Origin of the sequence: Nonomuraea cavernae, from assembly GCF_040655715.1 — a bacterium.
GTDB classification, from domain to species: domain Bacteria; phylum Actinomycetota; class Actinomycetes; order Streptosporangiales; family Streptosporangiaceae; genus Nonomuraea; species Nonomuraea cavernae_A.
In genome coordinates this window covers 126,488-148,623 of the sequence record NZ_JBFAKL010000011.1, presented here as the reverse complement: position 1 = coordinate 148,623, position 22,136 = coordinate 126,488, and the positions used below count along the sequence as shown (strand labels likewise).

Sequence of the window (22,136 nt, the reverse complement as noted above, 5' to 3'; positions counted from 1 at the left end):
CGGACGTTCAACAGACAATCAACGGCAGATCAACGCTTCGGTTAACGAAGTGCACGGCGCCTGTCTGTTACGCGAGGATGGATCTATGATTTGGTAACAAATCGTTCCATTGCCTGGGAGATGTACGGCATGGCTGGTCAGGACATCGAAGGCGGACTGCGCTTCGCCGTGCTCGGTCCTGTGCGCGCGTGGCGTGATGACCAGGAGCTCGACCTGGGCACCCCATTGCAGCGTTCCATTCTCGGCATGCTGCTGATGCGCGAGGGCCGCGCGGTCACCCCCTCGGAGATGATCGACGCCGTCTGGGGCGAGGAGGCCCCGCCGAGAGCCCTGGGCGCGCTCCGCACCTACGTCTCCAGGCTGCGCACCGTGCTCGAACCCGACCGGCCCGCCCGCTCCCGGCCCGAGCTGCTGACCTCCGTCGGCCGGGGCTACGCGCTGCGGCTGCCCGACGGGTCGCTCGACCTGACCCGCTTCGAACGCTGCGTCGCCGAGTCCGAGGCGTCCCGCAGGTCCGGCCGGCTCACCGACGCCGCCAGGGCGCTGCGCACCGCGGTCGCCCTGTTCGAGGGCGAGCCGCTGGCCGGCGCCGTCGGCCCCTACGCCGAGCACCAGCGCGACCGGCTGACCGAGCGCCGGATCAACGTGATCGAGACGCTCATGGACGTCGACCTGGAGCTGGGCGGCCACGCGTCGGTCGTGTCGGAGCTGATCGCGCTGACCGCCGAGCACCCGCTGCGCGAACGACTGCGCGCCCAGCTCATGCTCGCCTACTACCGGTGCGGCCGGCAGGGCGAGGCGCTCAACGTGTTCACCGAGACGCGCGAGGCGCTGATCGACGAGCTGGGCATCGAGCCCGGCCCCGAGCTGACCCAGCTCCACCACCGCATTCTGGCCGCCGACCCGACCCTGGCCGTGGCCGAGCACCCCGAGGAGCCCGAAGAGGAGGAGGAGCCGGCGCCGGAGCTGCCCAGGCCGGCGCAGCTCCCCGCCGCCGTGAACGACTTCACCGGGCGCAGGGAGATCGTCGGGCGGCTGCGCACACTGCTGTCGGCGCAGGCGTCCGGCGAGGGCGTGCCGGTGGCCGCGATCTGCGGCATAGGGGGCGTGGGCAAGACCGCGCTGGCCGTGCACGTGGCCCACGCCACCGATGACCTGTTCCCCGGTGGCCAGCTCTACGCCGACCTGCGCGGCAACACCGGCGAGGTCACCGCGCCCGAGTCGGCCCTGGGAGCGTTCCTGCGGGCCCTCGGCATCCCCGCCGACGTCATCCCCGAGGGGCTGGCCGAGCGGTCGGCGCTCTACCGGTCGATCCTGGCCGACCGGCGCATCCTCGTGCTGCTCGACAACGCCCGCGACGCCGAGCACGTCAGCCCGCTGCTGCCCGGCTCGCCCGGCTGCGCGGCGATCATCACCAGCCGGGTCAAGCTGGCCGACCTGCCGTCGGCGCGGCTGATCGACCTCGACGTGATGGAGCCGGACGAGGCGCTGTCGCTGTTCGCCGCGGTGGCCGGGCCCGAGCGGGTGGCGGCCGAGCACGGCGCGGCCATGGACGTGGTGGCCGCCTGCGGGTTCCTGCCGCTGGCCGTACGGATCGTGGCGGCGAGGCTGGCCGCGCGGCCCTCGTGGACGGTCGCCTCTCTGGTGCCCAGGCTGGCCGACGAGCAGCGCCGCCTCGACGAGCTGCGCGTGGGCAACCTGGCCGTCGAGGCCACCTTCGCCCTCGGGTACGGCCAGCTCGAAGCCGCCCAGGCCCGCGCGTTCCGGCTGCTGTCGTTGCCCAGCGGGCCCGACATCTCGCTGGGCGCGGCTGCCGCGGTGCTGTCGATGAGCACGCTGGAGACCGAGGACCTGCTGGAGTCGCTGGTCGACGCCAGCCTGCTGGAGGCGCCCGCGCCGGGCCGCTACCGCTTCCACGACCTGATCAGGTTGTTCGCCCGGCGGCTCCTGGACAAGACCGAGCGGCAGCAGGCCCGGACGATGGCGCTGCGCCGGCTGCTCGGCTTCTACCTGGCCTCGGCCCAGTCGGCGCACCGGCTGGCCTACGAGGGCAGCATGATCGCCGACAATCTGGTGGTGGTCGCCAGCGGGCGCGAGTTCGGCACGGTCCAGGAGGCCGTGGCGTGGCTGATCGCCGAGGGCGACTCGCTGTTCGCCGCGATCAACCAGGCCGCCGACTCCTCCCGTACGTCCGAGCAGTTGCTGCCCGCCGGCGACCTGCTGGTGGCGATGGAGCCGCTGCTGGAGGCGGGCACCCACACCCGTGAGTTCGCCCAGGGAACCCGCGCCGTGCTGGCCACCGCGCAGCGCATCGACGACCAGGGCAGCGAGCTGCGCGCCCGCTACGTCCTCGGCAGGGTGCTGTTCGCGGGCAACCGGCTGGCCGAGGCCGAGGCGCAGTTCAGGATCGTGCACGAGCTGTCGGTGGCCCGCGAGGAGAAGGTCGTCACCGGCGAGGTGATGAACGCGCTGGCCGTCGTCGTCGGCCGGCAGCGCCGGCACACCGAGGCGCTGTCGTGGTTCGAGTCGGCCACGGGGTTCTACCGGGCCAACGGCGTGCCCGCCGGCGAGGCCCTCGTGCTCAGCTACTCCGCCCGCGACCATCTCGGCCTCGGCCGGTCCGAGGACGCGATCGCCGCCGCCGAGAAGGGACTGGCCATCTTCACCGAGATCGGCAGCGGAGCCGGCACCGCCCGCGCCCGCTATCACCTCGGCATCGTGCTGTCCCGGGTCGGCCGCCTCACCGAGGCGGTCCACCACCACGCCGAGTGCCTGGCCTTCTTCCGGGCCAGCAAGCAGCGGGTGTGGGAGCAGCGGGTCTGCTCGCGCCTCGCGGAGACGTTCATCGCCGCCGAGCGCCACACCGACGCCGTACGGCACGCCGAGGAGGCGTTGATCGTGTCCAGGGAGATCGGTCATCCGTACGGCGAGGCGCTCTCGCTGACGGTGCTGGGCGAGGCGCTCAAGGGGCTCGGCAACACCGAGCGGAGCACCGACTGTCTACGGCAGGCATTCGGCATCTTCACCAGGCTCGGCGCCCCCGAGGCCGGGGACCTCAAGGTCCTCCTCGACAGTGCTCAGGTCGTCGAGTCCTGAGTACAGCTCGTCGTCCAGACGTGTCATCCACACATGGTTGATCAAGGCTGTCCTTTGGGAGTCACGAAGCCCCCGTGACCGGCGGTTCCTGAGGAGGTTCGGCCCGGCCGGCCGTCCTGACCGTCACGCGTCGCTAGGGGGCCCGGTTATCCGGATGCTCCGCGTGCCGGCTAGCCGCCTCACGAAGACGGCCGACCGGACCAGACACGGACCTCGAACCCCCCGGGTCCGTGTCGTGGTCAGAGCATCTCCCCGGAGGCTCAACATCCGATCAACAGCCGATTGCCGCACGTGTCAGAGACGTGTCAGAGCAGGAAGTAGCCCTCGGCGATCAGCGGGCGGATGGCGTCGGCGTGCGGCATCTCGCCGTTTCCGACCAGCTCGGCTATCACGTTGAGCAGCGGGCCCAGTGCCAGCTCGCCGTCGCACACCCCGGCCAGCGCGGCCTCCACCGTGCCGACCTCCCGCACCCGGCGCAGGCCCGTGGTCTGGCGCAGCACGATCCGCATCGGGTCCTCGGCGCCCGGCAGGCCGATCCGCTCGTCGAGCAGCCCGTCGGCCGTCCGCGGCAGCGCGGACGGCAGGTCCTTGGCGCGGTGCGCGGTCGCGATGGCGTCGAGCACGTCGTCGACGTAGTCGCCCACCGGGAGCGTGACCTGGTGGGTGAGCTGCTCGACGCGGACCACCGGGTCGAGCGTGCCGGAGTTGCGCAGGGTGATCCAGCCGAAGCCGACGCCCTCGACCTTGCGCTCCTCGAACCACGACAGCCAGCGGTCGTAGTGCTCGGTGTAGCCGGGCGTGCCCTGCTCGGCGGCGTCCCTGAGCCACAGCTCGACGTATTCGGCCGGGTCCTGCACGTCGCGCTGCACCACCCAGGCGTCACAGCCGGTGTCGGACAGCCAGCCGCCGACGCGCTCGCGCCAGTCCTCGGACTCGACGTGCAGCCAGTTGGCCAGGAAGTGGGCCTGGCCGCCGGGGTTGAGGTGGCGGGGCGTCCGTCGTACGAGATCGCGGCAGAAGGCGTCGCCCTCCTCGCCTGTTTCGCGATAGGTCAGCTCGCCGCCGGGAGAGACGACGAACGGGGGGTTGGAGACGACGAGGTCGAACAGCTCGTCCTCGACCGGATCGAACATCGACCCCACTCGCGCGTCGACGCCCGAGATGCCGGACAGCTCCCAGCTCAGCCGGGCCAGCTCGACGGCCCGGGGGTTGACGTCCGTGGCCACGATCTCGTCCGCCCGGCCCGCCAGTCCGAGCACCTGCACGCCGCAGCCGGTGCCGAGGTCGAGCGCCCGGCCGACCGGCCGGCGGCTGACCAGCTGGGCCAGGTTGGCCGAGGCGCCGCCCGCGCCCACGACGTGGTCGGCACGCAGGGCCGGGTCGCCCGGCCGCACCGTGCGGTCGGAGACCAGGTAGCCACCCGTCTCCCAGGGCTGCAGGTGCACCTCGGCCCTGACCCGCTCACCCTCGCCGACGACCAGGCCCGACTCCAGCACCGCCGGCGGCAGGTGCGGGGCGGGAACGGGAACGCCGAGCCACCAGAGCCGGATCATCGTGGCCAGCGGGTCGCCGTCGGCCGTGGCGCGCAGGGCCGGGACGAGCTCCTCGCGGGCCAGGGCGGAGGCCGCCATCCGGCCCAGCCGGTCGCGGACGCCGTCGATCGTGTAGCCGGTCTCCAGAAGGTGGTCGCGCAGTCGTTCCACGGGTCCATCCTTTCACCGCAGAGCGCCACACTTGATCCAATACTCACGGTGTTCATACTGTTACCGAAATACCCAAGCGTTCTGCAAGCGCTGGACAAGTGGGGCGCGATATCTCTAGGGAAGCCCTGCCTCGCCGTTCGCAAGAGGAGCGGATCCCATGCTCATCCCGTGCCTGGCCTGCGAGTCCCGATTCGTGCCGGACGAGTATTTCCGCGCCTGCTCCGACTACAACCGCGGGCTGGACCTGGTGTCGTGGACCTGCCCCCGCTGCGGCAACCGTGACGACCTCCGCGTGCTGCCCGGTGAGCTCGGCTTCGGCTACCCCTATCGCGGGCGGTTCGCCGTGGACGACCGGCTGCGCGTGCCGGGGCTCAGCCGGAAGCGGGGTGACCTGCGGCTCGACATCTCGCTCGACGCGGGCCGCTGGCGGGTGTCTACGCGGATCCGCCAATTCATATGACCGGCCCGCAGGCGTACGCGGGCCGCTCGCCACGCAGCAGCCGCGCGATGTCCTCCACGATCGCCTCCGCCCGCTCCGCCTGACTCTCCCCGGTCGCCTCGCCCAGGCGGGGCGTGAGCACGACGTTGGAGAGCCGGGTGAGCGGATGTGTGGGGTCGAGCCACTCGCCCTCGAAGTGGTCGAGCCCGGCTCCGCCCAGCTGCCCCCAGCGCAGCGCCTCGACCAGCGCGGTCAGGTCGTGCAGCCCGCCGCGCGAGGTGTTGAGGTAGATGGCGCCGGGCCGCATCGCGGCGAACTCGACGCCGCCGAAGAAGCCCCTGGTCTCGCTGGTCATCGGCACGTGCAGCGAGACGACGTCGGCCTCGGCCAGCAGGGCCGGCAAGGTGTGGGTGGCCTCCGCGACGTAGGGGTCGCAGGCGATGACCCGCATGCCGAGGCCCTCGCAGCGCCACCGCATGGCCCTGCCGACCCGGCCGAGGCCCACGACGCCGAACGTCCTGCCGCTGAGCCGCCGGCCGCGATGCCGCTGCGCGGGTGGCACCCGGCCGCGGTAGACGCGGCCCCGGCGGACCTCCCGGTCGGCGGTGACGATGTTGCGGACGACCGCGAACATGAGCGCGATCGTCAGCTCGGCGACCGCCTCGGAGTCGCGGTCGGTGGCGGACAGGACGGTCACCTCGCGTTCGGCGGCGAGCGCCAGGTCGACGCCGGCCGGCCCGCCGATGGTGGCCACCACGTCGAGCGGCAGCGAGAGGACCGCGGCGCGCACCTCGTCGCCGTCGGTGATGATCACGGTCGCGCCGGTCGCGATGACCAGGTCGGCGAGTTGCTCGTCGGTGAAGCCGAGGCTCGGTCGTGCTGGAACCTCGGCCAGGTCGGCGACCTCGCCCAGGCGGGCGAGGGCACTTTCCGGCAGAGCGGGCAGCACCAGCGCCTGAGGTCGTTTCACATCCGCGACAATAACACCACGGAGGGTGCTGGGATCATTGCTCCCCGCGCTGGCGGAGGCTCTGCCACGCGGCCTCTCCCAGCCCCTTGATCTCCTCGTCGGTGGGGGTGTAGGCCCCGGCGAACCAGAGCCGGCACATCTCCTGCGCTGGGCCGAGCCAGAGGACGTAGCACATCGTGGGCTGCACGGGCCGGAGCAGGCCCGCCTTCATGCGCGGCATCCACCAGTCGGACACGTGGCGGAAGAACGCGCGGCGGCCCTCGGCCACCTCGGCGCCCCCGGGCTCGTTCTTGCGCGGCGGGCGTTCGCTGATCAGCAGCCTGGCCCGCTCGGGGTGCTCGCGGGCCCACCGCATGTGGAAGGCGACGACCGCCTCGATGCCGTCGCGCGCGCTCTCGTGCTGGACCAGCTCGGCGAGGAACGCGGCCTGGTAGGCGTTGAGGATCTCGGTGTAGAGCACGCCGAAGACGTGCTCTTTGCTCGCGAAGTGGTGGTAGAAGCTGCCGACGCTGACGCCGCTCTCCTCGCGAAGGCTGGCCAGCGTGGTGGCCGACACCCCGTCCTGGCTGAATCGGCGGAGCGCGCCCTCGATGATCCGGGTACGCCCGTCACGTCCGTTCTTGACACTCTTCACGAGGTCAATGGTGGGGCACCAGAACCTTATTCCGCAAATACTCCCGGCCGTTGGATCATAGCGGTCACCTCGACCGAACCGGAAACGACCTTCATCGTGGCGTCCGGCCACTGGCGGCGGATCATTCTGAGCACCCGCCTGTTCTCGCCGAGCACGTCCATGCCGACGGTGGTCGCGCCCCGCACGGCGGCCCGTAACAGCAGCATGTCGATCAACCTCGGCCCCAGCCCGACGCCCTGCCACTGGTCGGTCACCACGACCGCGACCTCCACGTCGGCCGGACCGCCCCGGTAGCTCATGGCATGGCCGATGATCTCGCCCTCGTGCGTGGCGACCAGGACGTCACGACGCTCGTCCACGGCGAGTAGGGCGCGCACCAGGCCGGCGGCCGGACTGGCGACCCCGGTGAAGAAGCGCAGGGTCTGCGTGTGCAGGGACAGCCCGGTCAGGAAACGCCTGATCCGGTCTTCGTCGTCGGAGCGGGCCAGTCGTATCTGAGTTCCAATCACGAACTCAGCTTTGCCCATCGACCCTGGGTCTGTCAAATGAACTCAGGTATGATAGAGAGCATGAACGTTTCTTTCCGGGTGGACAACTGCTCGATCGAGCGAACGCTGGACATCGTCGGGGAGAAATGGACGTTCCTGGTGCTGCGTGAGGCATTCGGCGGCGTACGCCGGTTCGCCGACATGCAGGCCGCCACCGGCGCGCCGCGGCAGGTGCTCAGCGCCCGGCTGGCGCGCCTGGTCGACGAGGGGCTGCTGCGCAAGGTCCCCTACCGCGAGCCCGGTCAGCGCCAGCGCGACGAGTACCGCCTGACCGAGAAGGGCCGCGATCTCTATCCGCTGCTGGTCTCACTGATGCACTGGGGCGACAAATACCTCTCCGGCGAGCAGGGGCCGCCCGTGCTCCTGACCCACCGCGACTGCGGGGCCGCGATCGAGCAGCACTTCCGGTGCGCCGCCGGTCACGAGGTTGCCGGACCGCGCGAGGTGACGCCGTTGCCTGGCTCAGGCGCCGCGCTCAAGGGCGCGTAGGCAGCGCCGGAAGTCGGCCAGCGTCAGCAGCGCGGCCCCGGTCAGCAGCACGGCCACCACCGAGGTGCGTACGACGAGGTAGGTCTGGATGGGCTGGCTGAGCAGCAGCCAGAGGCTCAGAAGGGCGTTGCCGAGCTGGACGCATCCCCAGACGAGGGACTGCCGGGCGAAGAACCGCCGCATCAACGGATTTTCCAGGACATGGGCGGGGAGGGGCACCAGATCCTCCGCCACCCGGCGCACCAGCGGCCTGCGTACCCTCGCCGTCGCCAGGAACGCCGTGGCGGCGCAGAAGACGCCCAGCGTCGGCTGCAGGAAGAACAGCACCGCGCTCCCCGACAGCAGCGCCAGCACCGCCCGCACGCTGACCATGCCCGCGGCCAGCAGCACCGACCCCGGCACCAGCCGGCCCCTGACCAGCCGGTACGCCACTCCCCCGTACACCCAGGCCATCGCCGCCACCACGCCTCCGGCGACACCGGCGACGACCAGGCCGGCGTAGAAGACGGCGACGGGCAGGATCATGCCCTCGACGATCCTCGGCACGGCGTGCCGGAGCAGCGACGGAAGCTTGGGCAGCTCGAACACGGGCCCGGCGGCGGGCGTGGCAAGCATGGTCATGGGGGTCTTCGAGGGCCTCTCACGAGGGTGGCGGGGGGATCCCGGATGAGGCCCTGCGCGGGGGTCGTACGGGACGAATTCCGACCGTACGCGATGAACCGTGATCCGGTAACCATTTCGACCGGATAACGATCGCGCCATTGCGAGGAGGAGCGGAGGCGCGTGGGAGAGCACGGGTGCCGGTGCCTACCCTTGAAGGGTGTACCGGTTCCTCCTCACACCTCGCTGGATCGCCCTGCACGTCGTCGTGCTGCTGGTGATCCCTGCCTTCGTCTTCCTGGGGCAATGGCAGTTCGGGCGGTTCGAGGAACGCTCGGCCAACTCCGACCGGGTCGCCGCCAACCTGACCGCCCCCGCGGTGCCCGTGGAGAGCCTGGCCGGGCAGGAGATCGACCAGGATGACCGCTACCGGACCGTGACGGCCACGGGCACCTACGACCCCGCCCACGGGCTGCTGGTGCGACGGCGGCCACAGGAGGGCCGGCCGGGATACTTCGTGCTCACCCCGCTGACCCTCGCCGACGGGCGGGCCGTGCTCGTCAACCGCGGCTGGGTGAAGGCCGGGGCGACGGCCGACACGCCGCCCGAGGTGCCGCCGCCGCCGGCAGGCCAGGTAAATGTCACCGGACGGCTACGCCTGACCGAGACCGAGGAGTCGAGCGGCCTGCGCGACCGGCCCGGCCTGCCCGCGGGCCAGGTGCTGCTCATCAACAGCGACGCGATCGGCCAGAGCCTGCCCTACCGGCTGCTCGACGGCTACGTGGAGCTGACCGCGCAGCAACCGGAGACCGACCCGGCGCCCGCGCCGGTCCCCGCGCCCGACGTGGGCTCCGGCGGCGGCCTCAACCTGGCCTACGGCGTGCAGTGGTGGCTGTTCATCGGGGTGGCCATCGGCGGGTGGCTGCTGCTCATCCGGCGCGAGGTGGCCGACAGGAAGGCCGCGGCGGCAGGGAGTGTGGCCTCAGAGGAGACCACGTCCACCGGTTAAAGTACTAAGGGTGCTTCGTCACATTGAGTTCCTCAACATCTACAACTTTCGTGACGTGGGCGGATACGCCGGAAAAGATGGGCGATCCGTCCGATGGAAACGGCTCTACCGGGCCGACTCCCTCGGCTGGCTGGCCGGGGCCGACATCGACACGTTCCGCGCGCTGAGCGTGCGGACCGTCATCGACCTGCGGCATCCGGAGGAAGTGGCCAACTCCGGCCGGGTCCCCGAGGCCGGCGAGCTCGACTACCTCAACCTGCCCATCGAAGGGCGCCGCTGGGACGTCACCGCCTACAACGACACCCTGGGCGTCGGCAGATACCTGGCCGACCGCTATCTCGAGGTGACCGAGGACGGCGTCGACAACCTGCGCGAGGCCGTCGAGACGATCGCCCTGGCCGACAACGCGCCGGTCGTGATCCACTGCGCCGCCGGCAAGGACCGCACCGGGCTGCTCACCGCGCTGGTCCTGGCCCTGGTGGGCGTGGCGGAGGAGGACATCATCGCCGACTACGCGCTGACCGGCCTGGCCACCGAGCGGTTCATCGTCAGCTGGCAGAAACGCCATCCGACCGCCAGCAGGTGGCCGGGCTTCGGCGTGGCCCCGGCCGAGGCCATGCGGCTCTTCCTCGCCGATCTCGCCGACCGTCACGGCTCGATCGACGACTACTGTGCCGACGTGCTCCGGATCGACTCCAGGACCGTCGAGGCGCTGCGGAGCCATCTCCTCGCGCCGACCGATCAGAACACCGACTGACCAGAACTTCGTGGGGTAGGGGGCGACCGGGTTCGCATGAGCAGCATCCTCGCAAGGCGGACCCTCCGGGCCCGGGATCGCCGACCATCCCCCTCCAGGCGATTCCGGGCTCCACGCGGCTGGGGAGACCCAACGGAGACGTCGCAGCTTGTTCCACGTTATCCCGCCGTCGTACGGTTACCTGCGTGACTACGCCGCTGCTCCCCGATCCGGATCCGAGGCGGCGCGACTATGTGATCATCTCCGCCGACGATCACCTGATCGAGCCCCCTGACCTCTTCGAGGGCCGGCTCGCGGAGAAATACGCCGATGTCGCGCCCAAGGTCGTGGAGACGGAGGCCGGTCACCAGGCCTGGCGATACGGAGGCGCCACCTATCCGTGCGCCGGTCTCGACGTGGGCGCCGGTCTGCCGCGCGAGCAGTGGACCCTCGATCCGGTCCGCTTCGACAGCATGCGTCCCGGCTGCCACGACATCGAGGCCCGCATCGCCGACATGGACCTCGCGGGCATCTGGGCCGCGCTCTGCTTTCCGGGCATGCTGGCCGGGCAGGCCGGCATGCCGTTCGCCCGCACCCGCGACCAGGAGCTGGGCCTGGCCCTGGTCAAGGCGTGGAACGACTGGCACATCGACGTCTGGGCCGGCACCTATCCCGAGCGCATCATCGGCCTGCAACTGCCGTGGCTGCCCGATCCCGACATCGCCGCCAAGGAGATCCGCGCCAACGCGGCCCGTGGGTTCAAGGCCGTGGTGTTCCCCGAGTTCCCGACGCGGCTGCGGCTGCCGTCGATCCACAGCGGCCACTGGGACCCGTTCTTCGCCGCCTGCGAGGAGACGGGCACGGTCGTGGCCCTGCACACCGGCGAGTCGAGCTGGTCGCCCGTGCCCTCCCCTGACACGCCCATCGAGGCGATCACCACGCTGATGCCCACCGCCGCCATGTTCGCCTGCGCCGACTGGCTCTGGTCGGGGCTGCCGCTGCGCTTCCCGGCGCTGCGGATCCTCATCGTCGAGGGCGGCGTCGCGTGGCTGCCGATGCTGGCCGAGCGGGCCGACTACGCGCTCGACCATCCCGTGGGCGAGGTGACGTGGGAGGGCGGGCTCAAGCCCAGCGAGGTGCTGCGCCGTAACTTCTACTTCGGCACTCTCGACGACCACGCCCTGTCAGGAGTGCGGCTGGCCGTCGGGCTCGACCACGTGCTCCAGGAGAGCGGCTATCCGCACTCCGACTCCACCTGGCCCGACACGCAACACGCGGTGACCCACAACCTCGGCGCCCTGCCGCCCGCCGACGTCGCCAGGGTCGCCTACGGCAACGCGGCACGCCTGTTCGGCCACCCGCTGCCGTCGCGCGCCTGGCTGCGGATGGAGGAGATCTAGTTCTCGATCCTGCCCTGGACGACATCGCGCTCGTGGTCGATGTAGCGACCGCTCTCACCGAGCAGCGAGCCGAAGAGCCAGAGGAAGACACCGAAGTCGTCGGCGACCCCGACCAGCACCAGGAAGTCGGGGATGACGTCGATCGGCGAGAGGATGTAGACCACGCCGAGGCCCATCAGGGCCAGCTTGCTCTTGCCCAGTCCGGTGTACTTCCCGCGCATCACCGCGCCGACCATCCGCGGGATCGCCCGCACCCGCGCCATCACGCCCGGTGTGCCGGGCTTGGTCACGTCTCGGTAGGCCCGCCAAGCCGCCGCCGCCCGTGCCGCCTTCGCCATCATGACGTCCCTCCTACCCTGACTTCTCACGACATAACGCGTCGCGGGGGCCGCATGGTTCCCACCGTCAGCGCACGACGCCGTGCGTTGCCTCCCGACCGCGAGGCCGCGCGATGCCTCCCGACCGCGAGGCCGTGCGATGCCTCCCGACCACGAGGCCGCGCGATGCCTCCCGGCCGCGAGGCCGTGCCCCGCGCCGGTCCTCAGCGCACGGCGCCGTGCGTGAACGGCGCGGCCTGCTCGATCTGCGCCGCCACGCGCACCAGCAGGTCCTCCCGGCCCGCGGCCGCCACCAGTTGGACACCCACCGGCAGCCCCGCCCGCGTGGTGTGCAGCGGCAGCGAGATCGCCGGCTGGCCGGTCGCGTTGACCGGCGAGGTGTAGCCCACGGCGTGCGCGGTGCGGCCCAGGGCGACGCTGAGGTCGTCGGGCGGGATCCAGCCGAGCGCGAACGGCGCCACCCCCAGCGACGGCGCCAGCAACAGGTCGTAGCCCGAGTCCCACCACGCCGCCATCCGCCTGCGGAACCCGTCGATCCACTGGAGTGCCAGGATGTGCTCGGCCGCGCTGTGGTGGCCCGCCGCGCCGACCATCGCGGCGTTGCGCGGCTCCAGTTCGTCCATCCGTACGGGCCGGCCGCGCCGGACGCCGATGTTCTCCATCTCCGCCGCCAGGTTGTTCGCCACGATCGCGCCGAAGTGGCTGGGGAAGCCGGCCTCGCCGAGCGCCTCGGGGCAGCCGGGCGACACGTCGTGGCCGAGCGTCTCCAGCAACCCGGCGGCACGGGTGACCGCCTCGGTGACCTCGGGCACGTCCGGCACGTCGCCCCTCGGGTGGCTGCTCACGAACCCGACGCGCAGCCGTCCCGGGTCCGCGCCGACCTCCTCGGCGAGCGGCCCCGGCAGCCGTGGGGCGTCGTACGGGTCGCCGTTCACGTAGCCGGAGACCAGATCGAGCGCCGCCGCCGTGTCGCGGACGGTCCGGGTCACGAATCCCGGGCAGGAGAAGCCGCTCCACCCTTCGCCGCCCAGGGGGCCGAAGCTGACGCGCCCGCGGGTGGGTTTGAGCCCCACCAGGCCGCAGAGCGAGGCGGGGATGCGGATCGAGCCGCCGCCGTCGCTGGCCGTGGCGATCGCCGTCATCCCGGCCGCGACCGCCGCCGCCGACCCGCCGCTCGATCCGCCCGCCGAATACGCGGGATCGTACGGATTGCGCGTGGGCCCGAAGGCGACCGGCTCGGTGGTGATCGTGCTGCCGAACTCAGGCGTGTTCGTACGGCCCAGCACCACGAACCCGGCGGCCCGCAGCCTGACCGTGCCGTAGCCGTTCTCCTCGACCGGGACGCCGTCGAGCACCCGCGAGCCCGCGCTGTAGGGCTCCCCGGCCTGCCGCCAGCCGAGATCCTTGAGCAGGATCGGCACCCCGCGAAACGGCGCGCCGGCGGGGATGTCGTCGACCTCGGCCAGCGCCCGCTCGAACCGTGGGTGGACGACGGCGTTGAGCTCACCGTCGCGCGCCTCGATCCTGGCGATCGCCGCCTCGACCAGCTCCCGCGCCGACACCTGACCGTCGCGGACGGCCCGCGCCTGCCCGATCGCGTCCAGCCTCAGCACGTCGTCCATGGGTCCTCCGTTCAGGCCTTGGGGGCCAGATCGCGTACGGCCTGGGTGATGGACACCTCGCCGCCGGGGATGGGGGCGAGGACGGGGGTGTCGAGGCCGTTGTCGACGTACTCCTGGATCCGGGCCCGGCACGTCGCGGCGTCGCCGTGCACCACCAGCGCGTCGACCACCTCGTCGGGGATGGCCTTCAGCGCGGCCTGGCGATCGCCCGCCGCCCAGGCCTCGTGCATCGGCCGCAGCACCTCGCCCCGGCCCAGCCAGTCGTGGAAGGCCGCGTAGACGGGCACGGTGAGGTAGCTGGCGAGCATCCAGCGGGCCTGTTCGCGTACCTTGGCGGTGTCCTCGCTGACGCACACGAACAGCCGGGCGATCAGCTCGGTGTCCGGCCCGATCTCGGCCCGCACCTGGCGCACATCCTGGGGCGAGAGCCAGTTGGTGATCGCGCCGTCGGCCTCCTCCGCGGCCAGGCGCAGCATGCGCGGCCGGAGCGCGGCCAGCACGATCTTGGGCGCCACCTTCGGCGCCCGCTCCAGCTTGAAGCCCTTGATCTCGAACGTCTCGTACGTCTCGGACACCTTCTCGCCGGCCAGCGCCTTCCTGAGGAAGCGCAGGGTGTCGCGGGTACGCGCGTAGGGCTTGGCGAAGGTGCCGGCGTTCCAGCGCTCGACGATCGCGGGAGAGGACGAGCCGATGCCCAGCACGAAGCGTCCGGGCGCCAGGTCGGCGAGCGTGGCGGCGGACATGGCCAGCAGGCCCGGCCCGCGCGTGGAGACGGGGACGATCGCGCTGCCCAGCCTGATCCCCTGGGCCCATTCGGCGGCCATGGCCAGCGGCACGAAGCCGTCGACCCCGTTGACCTCGGCCGACCAGGCGTCGGTGTAGCCGAGCGCGGGCAGCTCCGCGATCAGCTCCCGCGACTTCGCCAGCGAACGGTCGAAGAAGGGGATCGTCATGCCCCAGTTCTGTGTCATCGAGACCTCCAGCCGAGCGACAGTACCGCGACCATACCAACCGGATGGTATGTCGTCTCTGCCCCGGAAGCTCCGGTCAGGTCAGGCGCGCAACTCGTGCACCACCGCGATGAAGTCCTTCGTGATCCCCCGCAGCCCCGGCAGGTGTGACAGTCCGACGAGCCGGTCCACGAGCGGCACCGTGGCGTCGATCAGCCGGTGGGTGCGCTCGCAGCCGGGAGAGGTGTCGTGCACCCAGAACAGCACCATGCCCATCGAGAGCAGCCAGAGCAGCTCGGGCAGTTCCTCGCGCAACTCGGTGTTCATGGAGTCGCGCGAGCCCTCGACGACCTGCCGGTAGATCGCGATCGACGCCTCGCGGGCCGGCGACGACTGGGCGCTGAACGGGCTCAGCGGGTTGGTGGGCTCGGCCGCGTGCTTGAAGAACTTCACCGCGAACTCGTGGTACGGCTCGGACACGCGTACCCACTCGCGCAGCACGCCGGTCAGCCTGGCCGCGAAGGACGGCGTCGTGGCGAGCAGCACGCGGCAGGCCGCCTCGTGCTCGGTCTGGGCACGGTCGTAGTACGCCTGGATCAACGCCTCCTTGCTCTCGAAGTAGTAGTAGGCGTTCCCCACGGACACACCGGCCTCGGCCGCGATCGCACGCATCGTCGTCGCGTCGAAGCCGCGCTCCCGGAACAGTCGCAAGGCCGTCTCGACGATGACCTCTCGGGTGCTCTCCGCTCCTCTGCTTCGGGCTTCGGACACCTTCGTCACTTTACGGCGTGATGCCGATTAGGTCATGGAGCCGCACGGTGATCGCCGACACACGGCAAAAATCCGTGTGCGACAGGGGTCAGCTGGTGTGAAGCATGGGATTGATGTTTCAGGCGGAAGGGCTATTTCCGCGAAAAGGCATCGACATGTGGATACGTGGAACTGTGCGCCTCCTGGTAGGCGCGCTCCTCGGCATTGAGATCTCCATAATCGCGCTGGCTTCAGCAGCCTCCGCCGCTCCCAGGCCCCCCGACGAGGGGCCACGGCGAGCGCCATCGATCATCACTCGGACGTACCGGCTGGAGGGACCGATCGAGGTCGCCCGCTGGTACCCGCCGACGTCCGGCCAGACCGTCGTGCTGGCCGGTCTGGCCGGCCAGCCCGGGGAGATCGTGACCGGGGAGACCGGCGAGACGGCCGGCGTGCTCGGCGAGGCGAGCGAGAAGATCGGCTTGGCCGCCCTGCGGTCCATGACCGACGGCGACCAGAAAGGACTTCCGAAGCTGAACCTGAGCCGCGCGAGGCCGCGGCACGCGATGACGTACCTGTCGCACAACCTCGCCGCGGGCTACCTGAAGAGCGCCGGGCTGCGCTACAAGTCGACGGGCGGCTGCACCAACCAGCAGGTGCGCACGTGCACCTCCCTGGCCTCCGTCCGTACGAACACGATCGCCCGGGTCATCCAGCTCAAGCGCGAGAGCGGCTGCCCCATCATGGTCACCGGCGGCACCGAGGTCGGCCACGCGCCTGGGCGCTACAGCCACGGCCAGGGCTACAAGCTGGACATCTCAAAGAACGAGTGCATCAACCGTCACATCGGCCGCACCCATCAGATGGTGGGTCACCGCGGCGACGGATCGACTCTCTACCGCTCCGCCTCGGGCACGATCTTCGCCAACGAGTCGGACCACTGGGACATCATGTTCCGGTGACAGCGTGACGGCGCCGTACCCTGATGGCCGGGCACGGCGCCGTCGCGCGGAAGTGTCCTACAGCTCGCCGGCGACCAGCTCGGCGATCTCCGCCGCGTTGAGCGCGGCCCCCTTGCGGAGGTTGTCACCACACACGAACAGGTCGAGCGTGTTGGGGAAGTCGACCGCCTGCCGGACCCGGCCCACGTAGGTCGGGTCGGTGCCCACCACGTCGATCGGCGTCGGCCAGACGCCGTTGGCCGGGTCGTCCATGAGCACCACGGTCGGCGCCGCCTCGAGGATCCGGTGCGCGTCGGCGACCGTGATCTCACGCTCGAACCGGGCGTGCACGGCCAGCGAGTGCGTGGTGATCACCGGCACCCGGACACAGGTCGCGGAGACCTTGAGGTCGGGGATGCCGAGGATCTTGCGCGACTCGTTGCGGAGCTTCAGCTCCTCCGACGCCCAGCCGCCGTCCTTGTAGGAGCCGGCCCACGGCACCACGTTGAACGCGATGGGCGCGGGGAACGGCGACTCCTCGGGCAGCTTGTTGGCCAGCGCCTTGCGTACGTCACCGGCCGCCTGACCGATCGCCCGGTCACCGGCCAGCGCCTCGACCTCGTCGTACAGCCTGGCCGAACCCGCCACGCCGGCGCCCGACACCGCCTGGTAGGAGGCGACGACGAGCTCCTTGAGGACGTACTCGGCGTGCAGCGCCCCCATGGCCGCCATCATCGACAGCGTCGTGCAGTTGGGCGTGGAGATGATGTTGCGCGGCCGGTCGCGCGCGTCGAGCGGGTTGACCTCGGGCACGACCAGCGGCACGTCGGGCTCCATGCGGAACGTGCCGGACTTGTCGATCGCGATGGCGCCGCGCTCGGCCGCGATCGGCACCCACACGGCCGACACCTCGTCGGGCACGTCGAAGATGGCGATGTCGATGCCGTCGAAGACCTCGGGCGTGAGCGCCTGGACGACGACGTCCTCACCGCGCACCCGCAGCACCTTGCCCGCGGATCGCGCCGAGGCGACGAGACGGACCTCGCCCCAGATGTCGTCGCGGGTGGACACCAGGTCACGCATGACGGTGCCCACGGCACCGGTGGCCCCGATCAGGGCGAGATTGGGCCTGCTCATCGTCCACTGCCTCCATACACCACGGCTTCGACCTGGTCTGCGTCGAGCTCGAACGCTCGGTGGGCGGCCGCCACGGCCACGTCGACATCATCCTGATCGACGATCACCGAGATGCGGATCTCCGAGGTGGAGATCATCTCGATGTTGACCCCGGCGTCGGCCAGGGCCGCGAAGAACGTCGCCGTGACGCCCGGGTGGGAGCGCATGCCCGCGCCGATCAGCGACACCTTGCCGATCTGGTCGTCGAAGAGCAGCGACTCGAACGCGATCTCACCCTGCATCCGCTTCAGCGCCGTCAGCGCGGTCGAACTGTCGGCCGTGGGCAGCGTGAACGAGATGTCGGTGCGGCCCGTCGCCGCGGCCGAGACGTTCTGCACGATCATGTCGATGTTGATCTCGGCGCCGGCCAGGGTTTTGAAGATCGCGGCAGCCTCTCCGACCTTGTCGGGGACCCCGACCACGGTGATCTTGGCCTCGCTCCGGTCGTGCGCGACGCCGGAGATGATCGGCTGCTCCATCTCGGTTCCTTCGGTGTAAGGGTCGGAGACGACCCATGTGCCTTCCTTGGTGCTGAACGAGCTGCGTACGTGGATCGGCAGGGCGAACCGGCGAGCGTACTCGACGCAGCGCAGGTGCAGGATCTTCGCCCCGCAGGCCGCCATCTCCATCATCTCGTCATAAGAGACCTTGGGGATCTTGCGGGCCGTGGGCACGATGCGGGGGTCCGCGGTGAAGATGCCGTCGACGTCGGTGTAGATCTCGCAGACGTCGGCGTCGAGAGCCGCCGCCAGCGCCACCGCCGTGGTGTCGGAGCCACCCCGGCCGAGCGTCGTTATGTCCTTGGTGTCCTGCGAGACGCCCTGGAACCCGGCCACGATCGCGATGTGGCCACGGTCGAGCGCCTCGCGGATGCGGCTCGGCGTCACGTCGATGATGCGCGCCTTGCCGTGCGTGGAATTGGTGATCACACCGGCCTGCGAGCCGGTGAACGACCGCGCCTCGTAGCCCAGGTTGGCGATCGCCATCGCCAGCAGGGCCATCGAGATCCGCTCGCCGGAGGTCAGCAGCATGTCGAGCTCGCGGCCCGGAGGCAGCGGCGACACCTGCTCGGCCAGATCGAGCAGCTCGTCGGTCGTGTCGCCCATGGCCGACACGATCACCGTGACATCGTTGCCGGCTTTTTTCGTCGCGACGATCCGCTGCGCGACCCGCTTGATGCAGGACGCGTCGGCGACGGACGAACCACCGTACTTTTGCACAACGAGCGCCACGAGAGTCTCCCGGTTAGGACTGTGAGATGCCAGTCTACCGGGGGCGTTTCATGGCGCCGCTGGGCTATATCACTATGTGGATGATCAAACTGAGGTGGTCTCCTCCGCCACGTCGAGGCGCGAGTGCGCGGCGAGGGCCTGCAGCGCGCGCATGGCCGCGCCCGCGTGGTTGCCCCAGGTATTGAAGTAGGAGTATTGCCACCACCACAGCGCCTCGTGCGGCCGGCCCGCCTGATAGTGGCGCAGCCCGTGGATGAGGTCGGCCGCGACCGCGGTCAGGTCGTCGGACAGCCGGTAGGGGGTGACGCCCGTGTCCTTGTACGGGTCGAACACCTCGGCGTAGTCGTCGACCGCCTCCAGCAACTCGGCCAGCGCCGTGCGCACCCCGTCGATGTCAGGGTCCTCGCTCAGCGGCGGCTCGTAGTTGCCGGAGAGGATGACGTCCTCGTTGGCGCCCAGCTTGGCGCCCGCGAGGCTCATCTGCGCCACCTCGACCAGCAGCAACGACCAGATGGCGTCGCCGCCCTCACCGCCGGCGACCCTGGTCAGGCCGTCCACGTAGTTCTGCGCGTGCCCGGCGATCTCTTCGGCGAGCGCACTCCACTGGTCAGACATCCAGCAGCCTCCGTCCTTCGAACGCGCGGCCCAAGGTCACCTCGTCGGCGTACTCGAGGTCACCGCCCACAGGCAGACCGCTGGCCAGTCGTGTCACTTTCACACCCATCGGCTTGACCAGACGGGCAAGGTAGGTCGCCGTCGCCTCGCCCTCGAGGTTGGGATCGGTGGCGAGGATGAGCTCGGTGATGCGGCCGTCGGCCAGCCGCGTCATGAGCTCGCGAATGCGCAGGTCGTCGGGCCCGATGCCGTCGATGGGGCTGATCGCGCCGCCGAGCACGTGGTAGGTGCCGCGGAACTCGCGCGTCTTCTCGATCGCGACGACGTCCTTCGGCTCCTCCACCACACAGATCACGTGCGTGTCGCGGCGCTGGTCGCGGCAGATGCGGCACTCCTCCTCGGAGGCCACGTTGCCGCACACCCGGCAGAACCGGACCTTCTCCTTGACCTCCAGCAGAGCGTGCGCCAGCCGCTTGACGTCGACCGGATCGGCCGCCAGCAGATGGAACGCGATCCGCTGCGCGCTCTTGGGACCGACGCCGGGCAGCAGCCCCAGCTCGTCGATCAGGTTCTGGACGACGCCCTCGTACATGCCTAGAACCCTGGCAGCTGACCGAGGCCGCCGCCGCCCAGCCCCTGGGCCAGCGGACCGAGCTTCTCCTGCTGCAGATCGGCCGCCGCGCGCACCGCGTCGCGCACGGCCGCGATCACCAGGTCGGCGATCGTGTCGGCCGTGTCCTGCGGGTCGGCGGCGTCGACCACACTCGGGTCGATCTTGAGTTCGAGCAGCTCGCCCGAACCGTTGACGACGGCCGTGACCAGGCCGCCGCCGGCCGAGCCCTCGATCTGCGCGTCGTTGAGCTCCTGCTGGGCGCTCACAAGCTGCTGCTGCATGAGCTGGGCCTGCTCCAGCAGCTGCTGCAGGTTGACATCCCCTGGGTTCACCGTCGTGCGCTCCTCGTGGCTCCGCGTTCTTGACTGTCACGAGCCTACGGTGTTTGGGCGTCGTCATGTACTGGCGGCATGCAGGTGTTTCGACCTCTGATCATTGTTCGGCCGGGTCCCGGCCCCCCTCCAGTGTCCAGGACCCGGCCATCACGCCGACCGGAGCGGCCGCGCCCATGCCGACGCTTGAGCTAAGACCGTAGAAGTCGTGACGTTGCACACACGTTGCGATGACCCGATCACCCTGCGCGATTCCTCGAAAGGGTTGCGCCGACACACCTCCAGCGCTGATGCTCGCCATGCGGGGTTGACTACTTGGAGTGGCCGATGAGTTACGCCGATCTCGACGCCTATCCCGACAGCCTGCGCCATGCGTACGAAAGGGCGGTGTCGGGCGAGCTCCCACCGGCCGGCCTCCGCCAGTTGATCAGCGCGTCCTGGCGACGCTCCATCGACGCGGGGGTCGACCCCGACGGCGGCCCGGCTCCCCTCGTCTACGACTCCGCCGACCTCGCCGACGTACGCGCCTCCCACCCGCTGCGTCCCCTGCTCCCCCTGCTCGCCCAGACGCTCACCGCCACGGCCGAGGTCTCCGAGCACGTCGTGGCGGTCACCGACAGCGAGGGCAGGGTCCTCTGGCGCGACGGCGACCGCGGTGTCATGCGCCTCGCCGACCGGGTGGGGCTGGCCGCCGGCCACCAGTGGGCCGAGGGCCGCATGGGCACCAACGGCATCGGCACCGCCCTGGCCACTCGCCGGTCGGTGCACGTCTACTCCGAAGAGCACGTCTTGCGCATGCTGCACGTCTGGTCGTGCAGCGCCGCCCTGATCGTCGACCCCGACACGGGCGCGCTGCTCGGCTGCGTCGACGTCAGCGGCACCGCGCCCAGCCTGCATCCCGCCACCGTGGCCCTGGTCGGCGCCGCGGCCAGGCTCGCCGAGGCCCAGCTCGCCCTGCGCATGCACGAACGCGACGCCCGCCTGCGCCACCGCTTCGACGCCCTGCGCGGGCGTCCAGGCATCCTGCTGTCGGCCACCGGCCGCGTCATCGCCGGCGACCCGGCGGGCCTCCTCGGCGAACGCGTCCAGCTCCCCGCCCCCGGCGAGCGCCTCCTGCTCCGCGACGGCCGCGTGGCCGCGCTGGAGCCGTTCGCCGACGGCTACCTCGTCCAGGGCGCGCCGCCGGCCGCGCCCACGCTCACCCTGAGCTTCCTCGGCGACGGCCGGCACACCGCCGCCATCGGCGAGCGCCGCCTGCCGCTCTCCCTCCGGCACGCCGAGATCCTCGCCCTCCTGGCGCTCCACCCCCGCGGCCTCACCGCCGAGCAGCTCTCCTTCCACCTGTACGGCGACGAGGGCAACCCGGTCACCATCAGGGCCGAGATCCACCGGCTCCGCGGCCAGTTGGGCGGTCACATCACCGCCAAGCCCTACCAGCTCACCTCGCCGGTAGAGGGCGACTTCCTGCAGGTGCGGCAGCTCCTCGCGGCCAACGCCCCAGCCGCCCTGTCCCGCACCTACACCGGCCCCCTGCTGCCCCGCTCGGAGTCACCCGAGATCCGCCGCCAACGCGACGAGCTCGAAGTACAGGTGCGCAGCCGTCTGCTGCTCAGCGGCTCACCCGGCGACCTGTGGGCCTACGCCCAGACGACCAACGGGCGCGAGGACATCGAGATCCTCGAACGCCTCGCCGGCTCCTTACCCCCCACCGACCACCGCGCCGCCGCCGCCCACGCCCGCCTCACCGCCGACTGACCCCGCACACGCCCGCCTCACCGCCGACTGACCCCGCCCACGCCCGCCTCGCCGCCGACTGACCCCGCACACACCGAGCCTGCCGGAACAGGCCGGCCGGATCCACCTCGCATCACAGCGCACTGGACCATGCCTCCACAGGTGTGAGGGATCTCACCCTCTCCCCCTTGACCACTGGCCGCCACCAC

General features: G+C 70.8%; 22 protein-coding genes. 8 read left to right on the top strand and 14 right to left on the bottom strand.

What is annotated here, in order from left to right:
- Window positions 1-129: 129 nt before the first annotated feature.
- On the top strand, window positions 130-3,096 hold the full coding sequence (locus AB0I38_RS18580; protein WP_358468897.1) for an AfsR/SARP family transcriptional regulator: 2,967 nt from the start codon (window positions 130-132) through the stop codon (window positions 3,094-3,096).
- Between the two features lie 305 nt (window positions 3,097-3,401).
- On the opposite strand, the gene AB0I38_RS18575 is transcribed toward AB0I38_RS18580, so the two are convergent.
- Window positions 3,402-4,799: a class I SAM-dependent methyltransferase gene (locus tag AB0I38_RS18575; protein ID WP_358468894.1), complete on the bottom strand. Its 1,398-nt coding sequence runs from the start codon at window positions 4,797-4,799 to the stop codon at window positions 3,402-3,404.
- 157 nt (window positions 4,800-4,956) lie between these two features.
- Here AB0I38_RS18575 and AB0I38_RS18570 point away from each other — a divergent pair, with 157 nt between their 5' ends.
- Window positions 4,957-5,259: a hypothetical protein gene (locus AB0I38_RS18570; protein ID WP_358468891.1), complete on the top strand. Its 303-nt coding sequence runs from the start codon at window positions 4,957-4,959 to the stop codon at window positions 5,257-5,259.
- Here the strand turns inward: AB0I38_RS18570 and AB0I38_RS18565 are convergent.
- The 3 genes from AB0I38_RS18565 to AB0I38_RS18555 are packed head-to-tail and all read right to left on the bottom strand — an operon-like array spanning window position 5,252 to window position 7,351.
- Entirely contained in the window at window positions 5,252-6,208 is a 957-nt protein-coding gene (locus AB0I38_RS18565; protein ID WP_358468888.1) for an NAD(P)-dependent oxidoreductase, read from the bottom strand. The two genes, AB0I38_RS18570 and AB0I38_RS18565, sit on opposite strands and share 8 nt — an antisense overlap.
- A 34-nt stretch (window positions 6,209-6,242) precedes the next feature.
- Entirely contained in the window at window positions 6,243-6,842 is a 600-nt protein-coding gene (locus AB0I38_RS18560) for a TetR/AcrR family transcriptional regulator (RefSeq protein ID WP_189122334.1), read from the bottom strand.
- 26 nt (window positions 6,843-6,868) lie between these two features.
- Window positions 6,869-7,351, bottom strand: coding sequence for a GNAT family N-acetyltransferase (locus AB0I38_RS18555; protein ID WP_358468885.1), 483 nt, complete (start codon window positions 7,349-7,351; stop codon window positions 6,869-6,871).
- A 60-nt stretch (window positions 7,352-7,411) separates the two neighbouring features.
- Between AB0I38_RS18555 and AB0I38_RS18550 the strand changes: the two genes are divergently transcribed.
- Window positions 7,412-7,879 carry a winged helix-turn-helix transcriptional regulator gene (locus tag AB0I38_RS18550; RefSeq protein WP_358468882.1) on the top strand — a complete coding sequence of 156 codons (468 nt, stop codon included), beginning with the start codon at window positions 7,412-7,414 and terminating at the stop codon, window positions 7,877-7,879.
- Here the strand turns inward: AB0I38_RS18550 and AB0I38_RS18545 are convergent.
- Entirely contained in the window at window positions 7,853-8,500 is a 648-nt protein-coding gene (locus tag AB0I38_RS18545) for a VC0807 family protein (RefSeq protein ID WP_358468879.1), read from the bottom strand. The two genes, AB0I38_RS18550 and AB0I38_RS18545, sit on opposite strands and share 27 nt — an antisense overlap.
- Window positions 8,501-8,699: 199 nt before the next feature.
- Between AB0I38_RS18545 and AB0I38_RS18540 the strand changes: the two genes are divergently transcribed.
- From AB0I38_RS18540 to AB0I38_RS18530, 3 genes are all read left to right on the top strand, one after another.
- Complete coding sequence (locus tag AB0I38_RS18540; protein ID WP_358468877.1) at window positions 8,700-9,488, top strand: SURF1 family cytochrome oxidase biogenesis protein; 789 nt, start codon at window positions 8,700-8,702, stop codon at window positions 9,486-9,488.
- Window positions 9,489-9,498: 10 nt separating this feature from the next.
- Window positions 9,499-10,245: a tyrosine-protein phosphatase gene (locus tag AB0I38_RS18535; protein WP_358468874.1), complete on the top strand. Its 747-nt coding sequence runs from the start codon at window positions 9,499-9,501 to the stop codon at window positions 10,243-10,245.
- 185 nt (window positions 10,246-10,430) lie between these two features.
- Window positions 10,431-11,624 carry an amidohydrolase family protein gene (locus AB0I38_RS18530; RefSeq protein ID WP_358468871.1) on the top strand — a complete coding sequence of 398 codons (1,194 nt, stop codon included), beginning with the start codon at window positions 10,431-10,433 and terminating at the stop codon, window positions 11,622-11,624.
- Here AB0I38_RS18530 and AB0I38_RS18525 read toward each other — a convergent pair.
- The 4 genes from AB0I38_RS18525 to AB0I38_RS18510 form a co-directional block, all read right to left on the bottom strand.
- A complete protein-coding gene (locus tag AB0I38_RS18525; protein WP_358468868.1) occupies window positions 11,621-11,965 on the bottom strand; it encodes a YkvA family protein in 345 nt (114 codons plus the stop codon). The genes AB0I38_RS18530 and AB0I38_RS18525 overlap by 4 nt on opposite strands.
- A gap of 200 nt (window positions 11,966-12,165) precedes the next feature.
- Complete coding sequence (locus tag AB0I38_RS18520; protein WP_358468865.1) at window positions 12,166-13,584, bottom strand: amidase; 1,419 nt, start codon at window positions 13,582-13,584, stop codon at window positions 12,166-12,168.
- Between the two features lie 11 nt (window positions 13,585-13,595).
- Window positions 13,596-14,555 (bottom strand): LLM class F420-dependent oxidoreductase, encoded by a 960-nt coding sequence (locus AB0I38_RS18515; RefSeq protein ID WP_358468862.1) that lies wholly within the window; start codon window positions 14,553-14,555, stop codon window positions 13,596-13,598.
- Between the two features lie 81 nt (window positions 14,556-14,636).
- The gene (locus AB0I38_RS18510) at window positions 14,637-15,305 is read right to left on the bottom strand and encodes a TetR/AcrR family transcriptional regulator (RefSeq protein ID WP_358468859.1); all 669 of its coding nucleotides are present in this window, start codon (window positions 15,303-15,305) and stop codon (window positions 14,637-14,639) included.
- Window positions 15,306-15,478: 173 nt separating this feature from the next.
- Here AB0I38_RS18510 and AB0I38_RS18505 point away from each other — a divergent pair, with 173 nt between their 5' ends.
- The gene (locus AB0I38_RS18505; protein ID WP_358468856.1) at window positions 15,479-16,246 is read left to right on the top strand and encodes a hypothetical protein; all 768 of its coding nucleotides are present in this window, start codon (window positions 15,479-15,481) and stop codon (window positions 16,244-16,246) included.
- Window positions 16,247-16,303: 57 nt separating this feature from the next.
- On the opposite strand, the gene AB0I38_RS18500 is transcribed toward AB0I38_RS18505, so the two are convergent.
- The 5 genes from AB0I38_RS18500 to AB0I38_RS18480 all read right to left on the bottom strand — a co-directional run bounded on the left by AB0I38_RS18500 (window position 16,304) and on the right by AB0I38_RS18480 (window position 20,193).
- On the bottom strand, window positions 16,304-17,362 hold the full coding sequence (locus tag AB0I38_RS18500) for an aspartate-semialdehyde dehydrogenase (RefSeq protein WP_358468854.1): 1,059 nt from the start codon (window positions 17,360-17,362) through the stop codon (window positions 16,304-16,306).
- The gene (locus tag AB0I38_RS18495) at window positions 17,359-18,633 is read right to left on the bottom strand and encodes an aspartate kinase (protein ID WP_358468851.1); all 1,275 of its coding nucleotides are present in this window, start codon (window positions 18,631-18,633) and stop codon (window positions 17,359-17,361) included. Before AB0I38_RS18495 ends, AB0I38_RS18500 begins: the two co-directional genes overlap by 4 nt.
- 84 nt (window positions 18,634-18,717) lie before the next feature.
- Window positions 18,718-19,248 carry a DUF5063 domain-containing protein gene (locus AB0I38_RS18490; RefSeq protein ID WP_358468848.1) on the bottom strand — a complete coding sequence of 177 codons (531 nt, stop codon included), beginning with the start codon at window positions 19,246-19,248 and terminating at the stop codon, window positions 18,718-18,720.
- A complete protein-coding gene (recR, locus tag AB0I38_RS18485; RefSeq protein WP_357680580.1) occupies window positions 19,241-19,840 on the bottom strand; it encodes a recombination mediator RecR in 600 nt (199 codons plus the stop codon). Before recR ends, AB0I38_RS18490 begins: the two co-directional genes overlap by 8 nt.
- A 2-nt stretch (window positions 19,841-19,842) precedes the next feature.
- Window positions 19,843-20,193: a YbaB/EbfC family nucleoid-associated protein gene (locus tag AB0I38_RS18480; RefSeq protein ID WP_189122348.1), complete on the bottom strand. Its 351-nt coding sequence runs from the start codon at window positions 20,191-20,193 to the stop codon at window positions 19,843-19,845.
- A gap of 327 nt (window positions 20,194-20,520) precedes the next feature.
- Here AB0I38_RS18480 and AB0I38_RS18475 point away from each other — a divergent pair, with 327 nt between their 5' ends.
- On the top strand, window positions 20,521-21,948 hold the full coding sequence (locus AB0I38_RS18475; RefSeq protein ID WP_358468845.1) for a helix-turn-helix domain-containing protein: 1,428 nt from the start codon (window positions 20,521-20,523) through the stop codon (window positions 21,946-21,948).
- Window positions 21,949-22,136: the final 188 nt, after the last annotated feature.

Excerpts from the sequence above, each read along its gene's own strand:
- AB0I38_RS18475 (WP_358468845.1), top strand. The coding sequence starts at position 20,521 with ATGAGTTACGCCGATCTCGACGCCTATCCCGACAGCCTGCGCCATGCG.
- AB0I38_RS18500 (WP_358468854.1), bottom strand. The coding sequence starts at position 17,362 with ATGAGCAGGCCCAATCTCGCCCTGATCGGGGCCACCGGTGCCGTGGGC.
- AB0I38_RS18545 (WP_358468879.1), bottom strand. The coding sequence starts at position 8,500 with ATGACCATGCTTGCCACGCCCGCCGCCGGGCCCGTGTTCGAGCTGCCC.
- recR (WP_357680580.1), bottom strand. The coding sequence starts at position 19,840 with ATGTACGAGGGCGTCGTCCAGAACCTGATCGACGAGCTGGGGCTGCTG.
- AB0I38_RS18570 (WP_358468891.1), top strand. The coding sequence starts at position 4,957 with ATGCTCATCCCGTGCCTGGCCTGCGAGTCCCGATTCGTGCCGGACGAG.
- AB0I38_RS18525 (WP_358468868.1), bottom strand. The coding sequence starts at position 11,965 with ATGATGGCGAAGGCGGCACGGGCGGCGGCGGCTTGGCGGGCCTACCGA.
- AB0I38_RS18515 (WP_358468862.1), bottom strand. The coding sequence starts at position 14,555 with ATGACACAGAACTGGGGCATGACGATCCCCTTCTTCGACCGTTCGCTG.
- AB0I38_RS18550 (WP_358468882.1), top strand. The coding sequence starts at position 7,412 with ATGAACGTTTCTTTCCGGGTGGACAACTGCTCGATCGAGCGAACGCTG.
- AB0I38_RS18580 (WP_358468897.1), top strand. The coding sequence starts at position 130 with ATGGCTGGTCAGGACATCGAAGGCGGACTGCGCTTCGCCGTGCTCGGT.
- AB0I38_RS18490 (WP_358468848.1), bottom strand. The coding sequence starts at position 19,248 with ATGTCTGACCAGTGGAGTGCGCTCGCCGAAGAGATCGCCGGGCACGCG.
- AB0I38_RS18520 (WP_358468865.1), bottom strand. The coding sequence starts at position 13,584 with ATGGACGACGTGCTGAGGCTGGACGCGATCGGGCAGGCGCGGGCCGTC.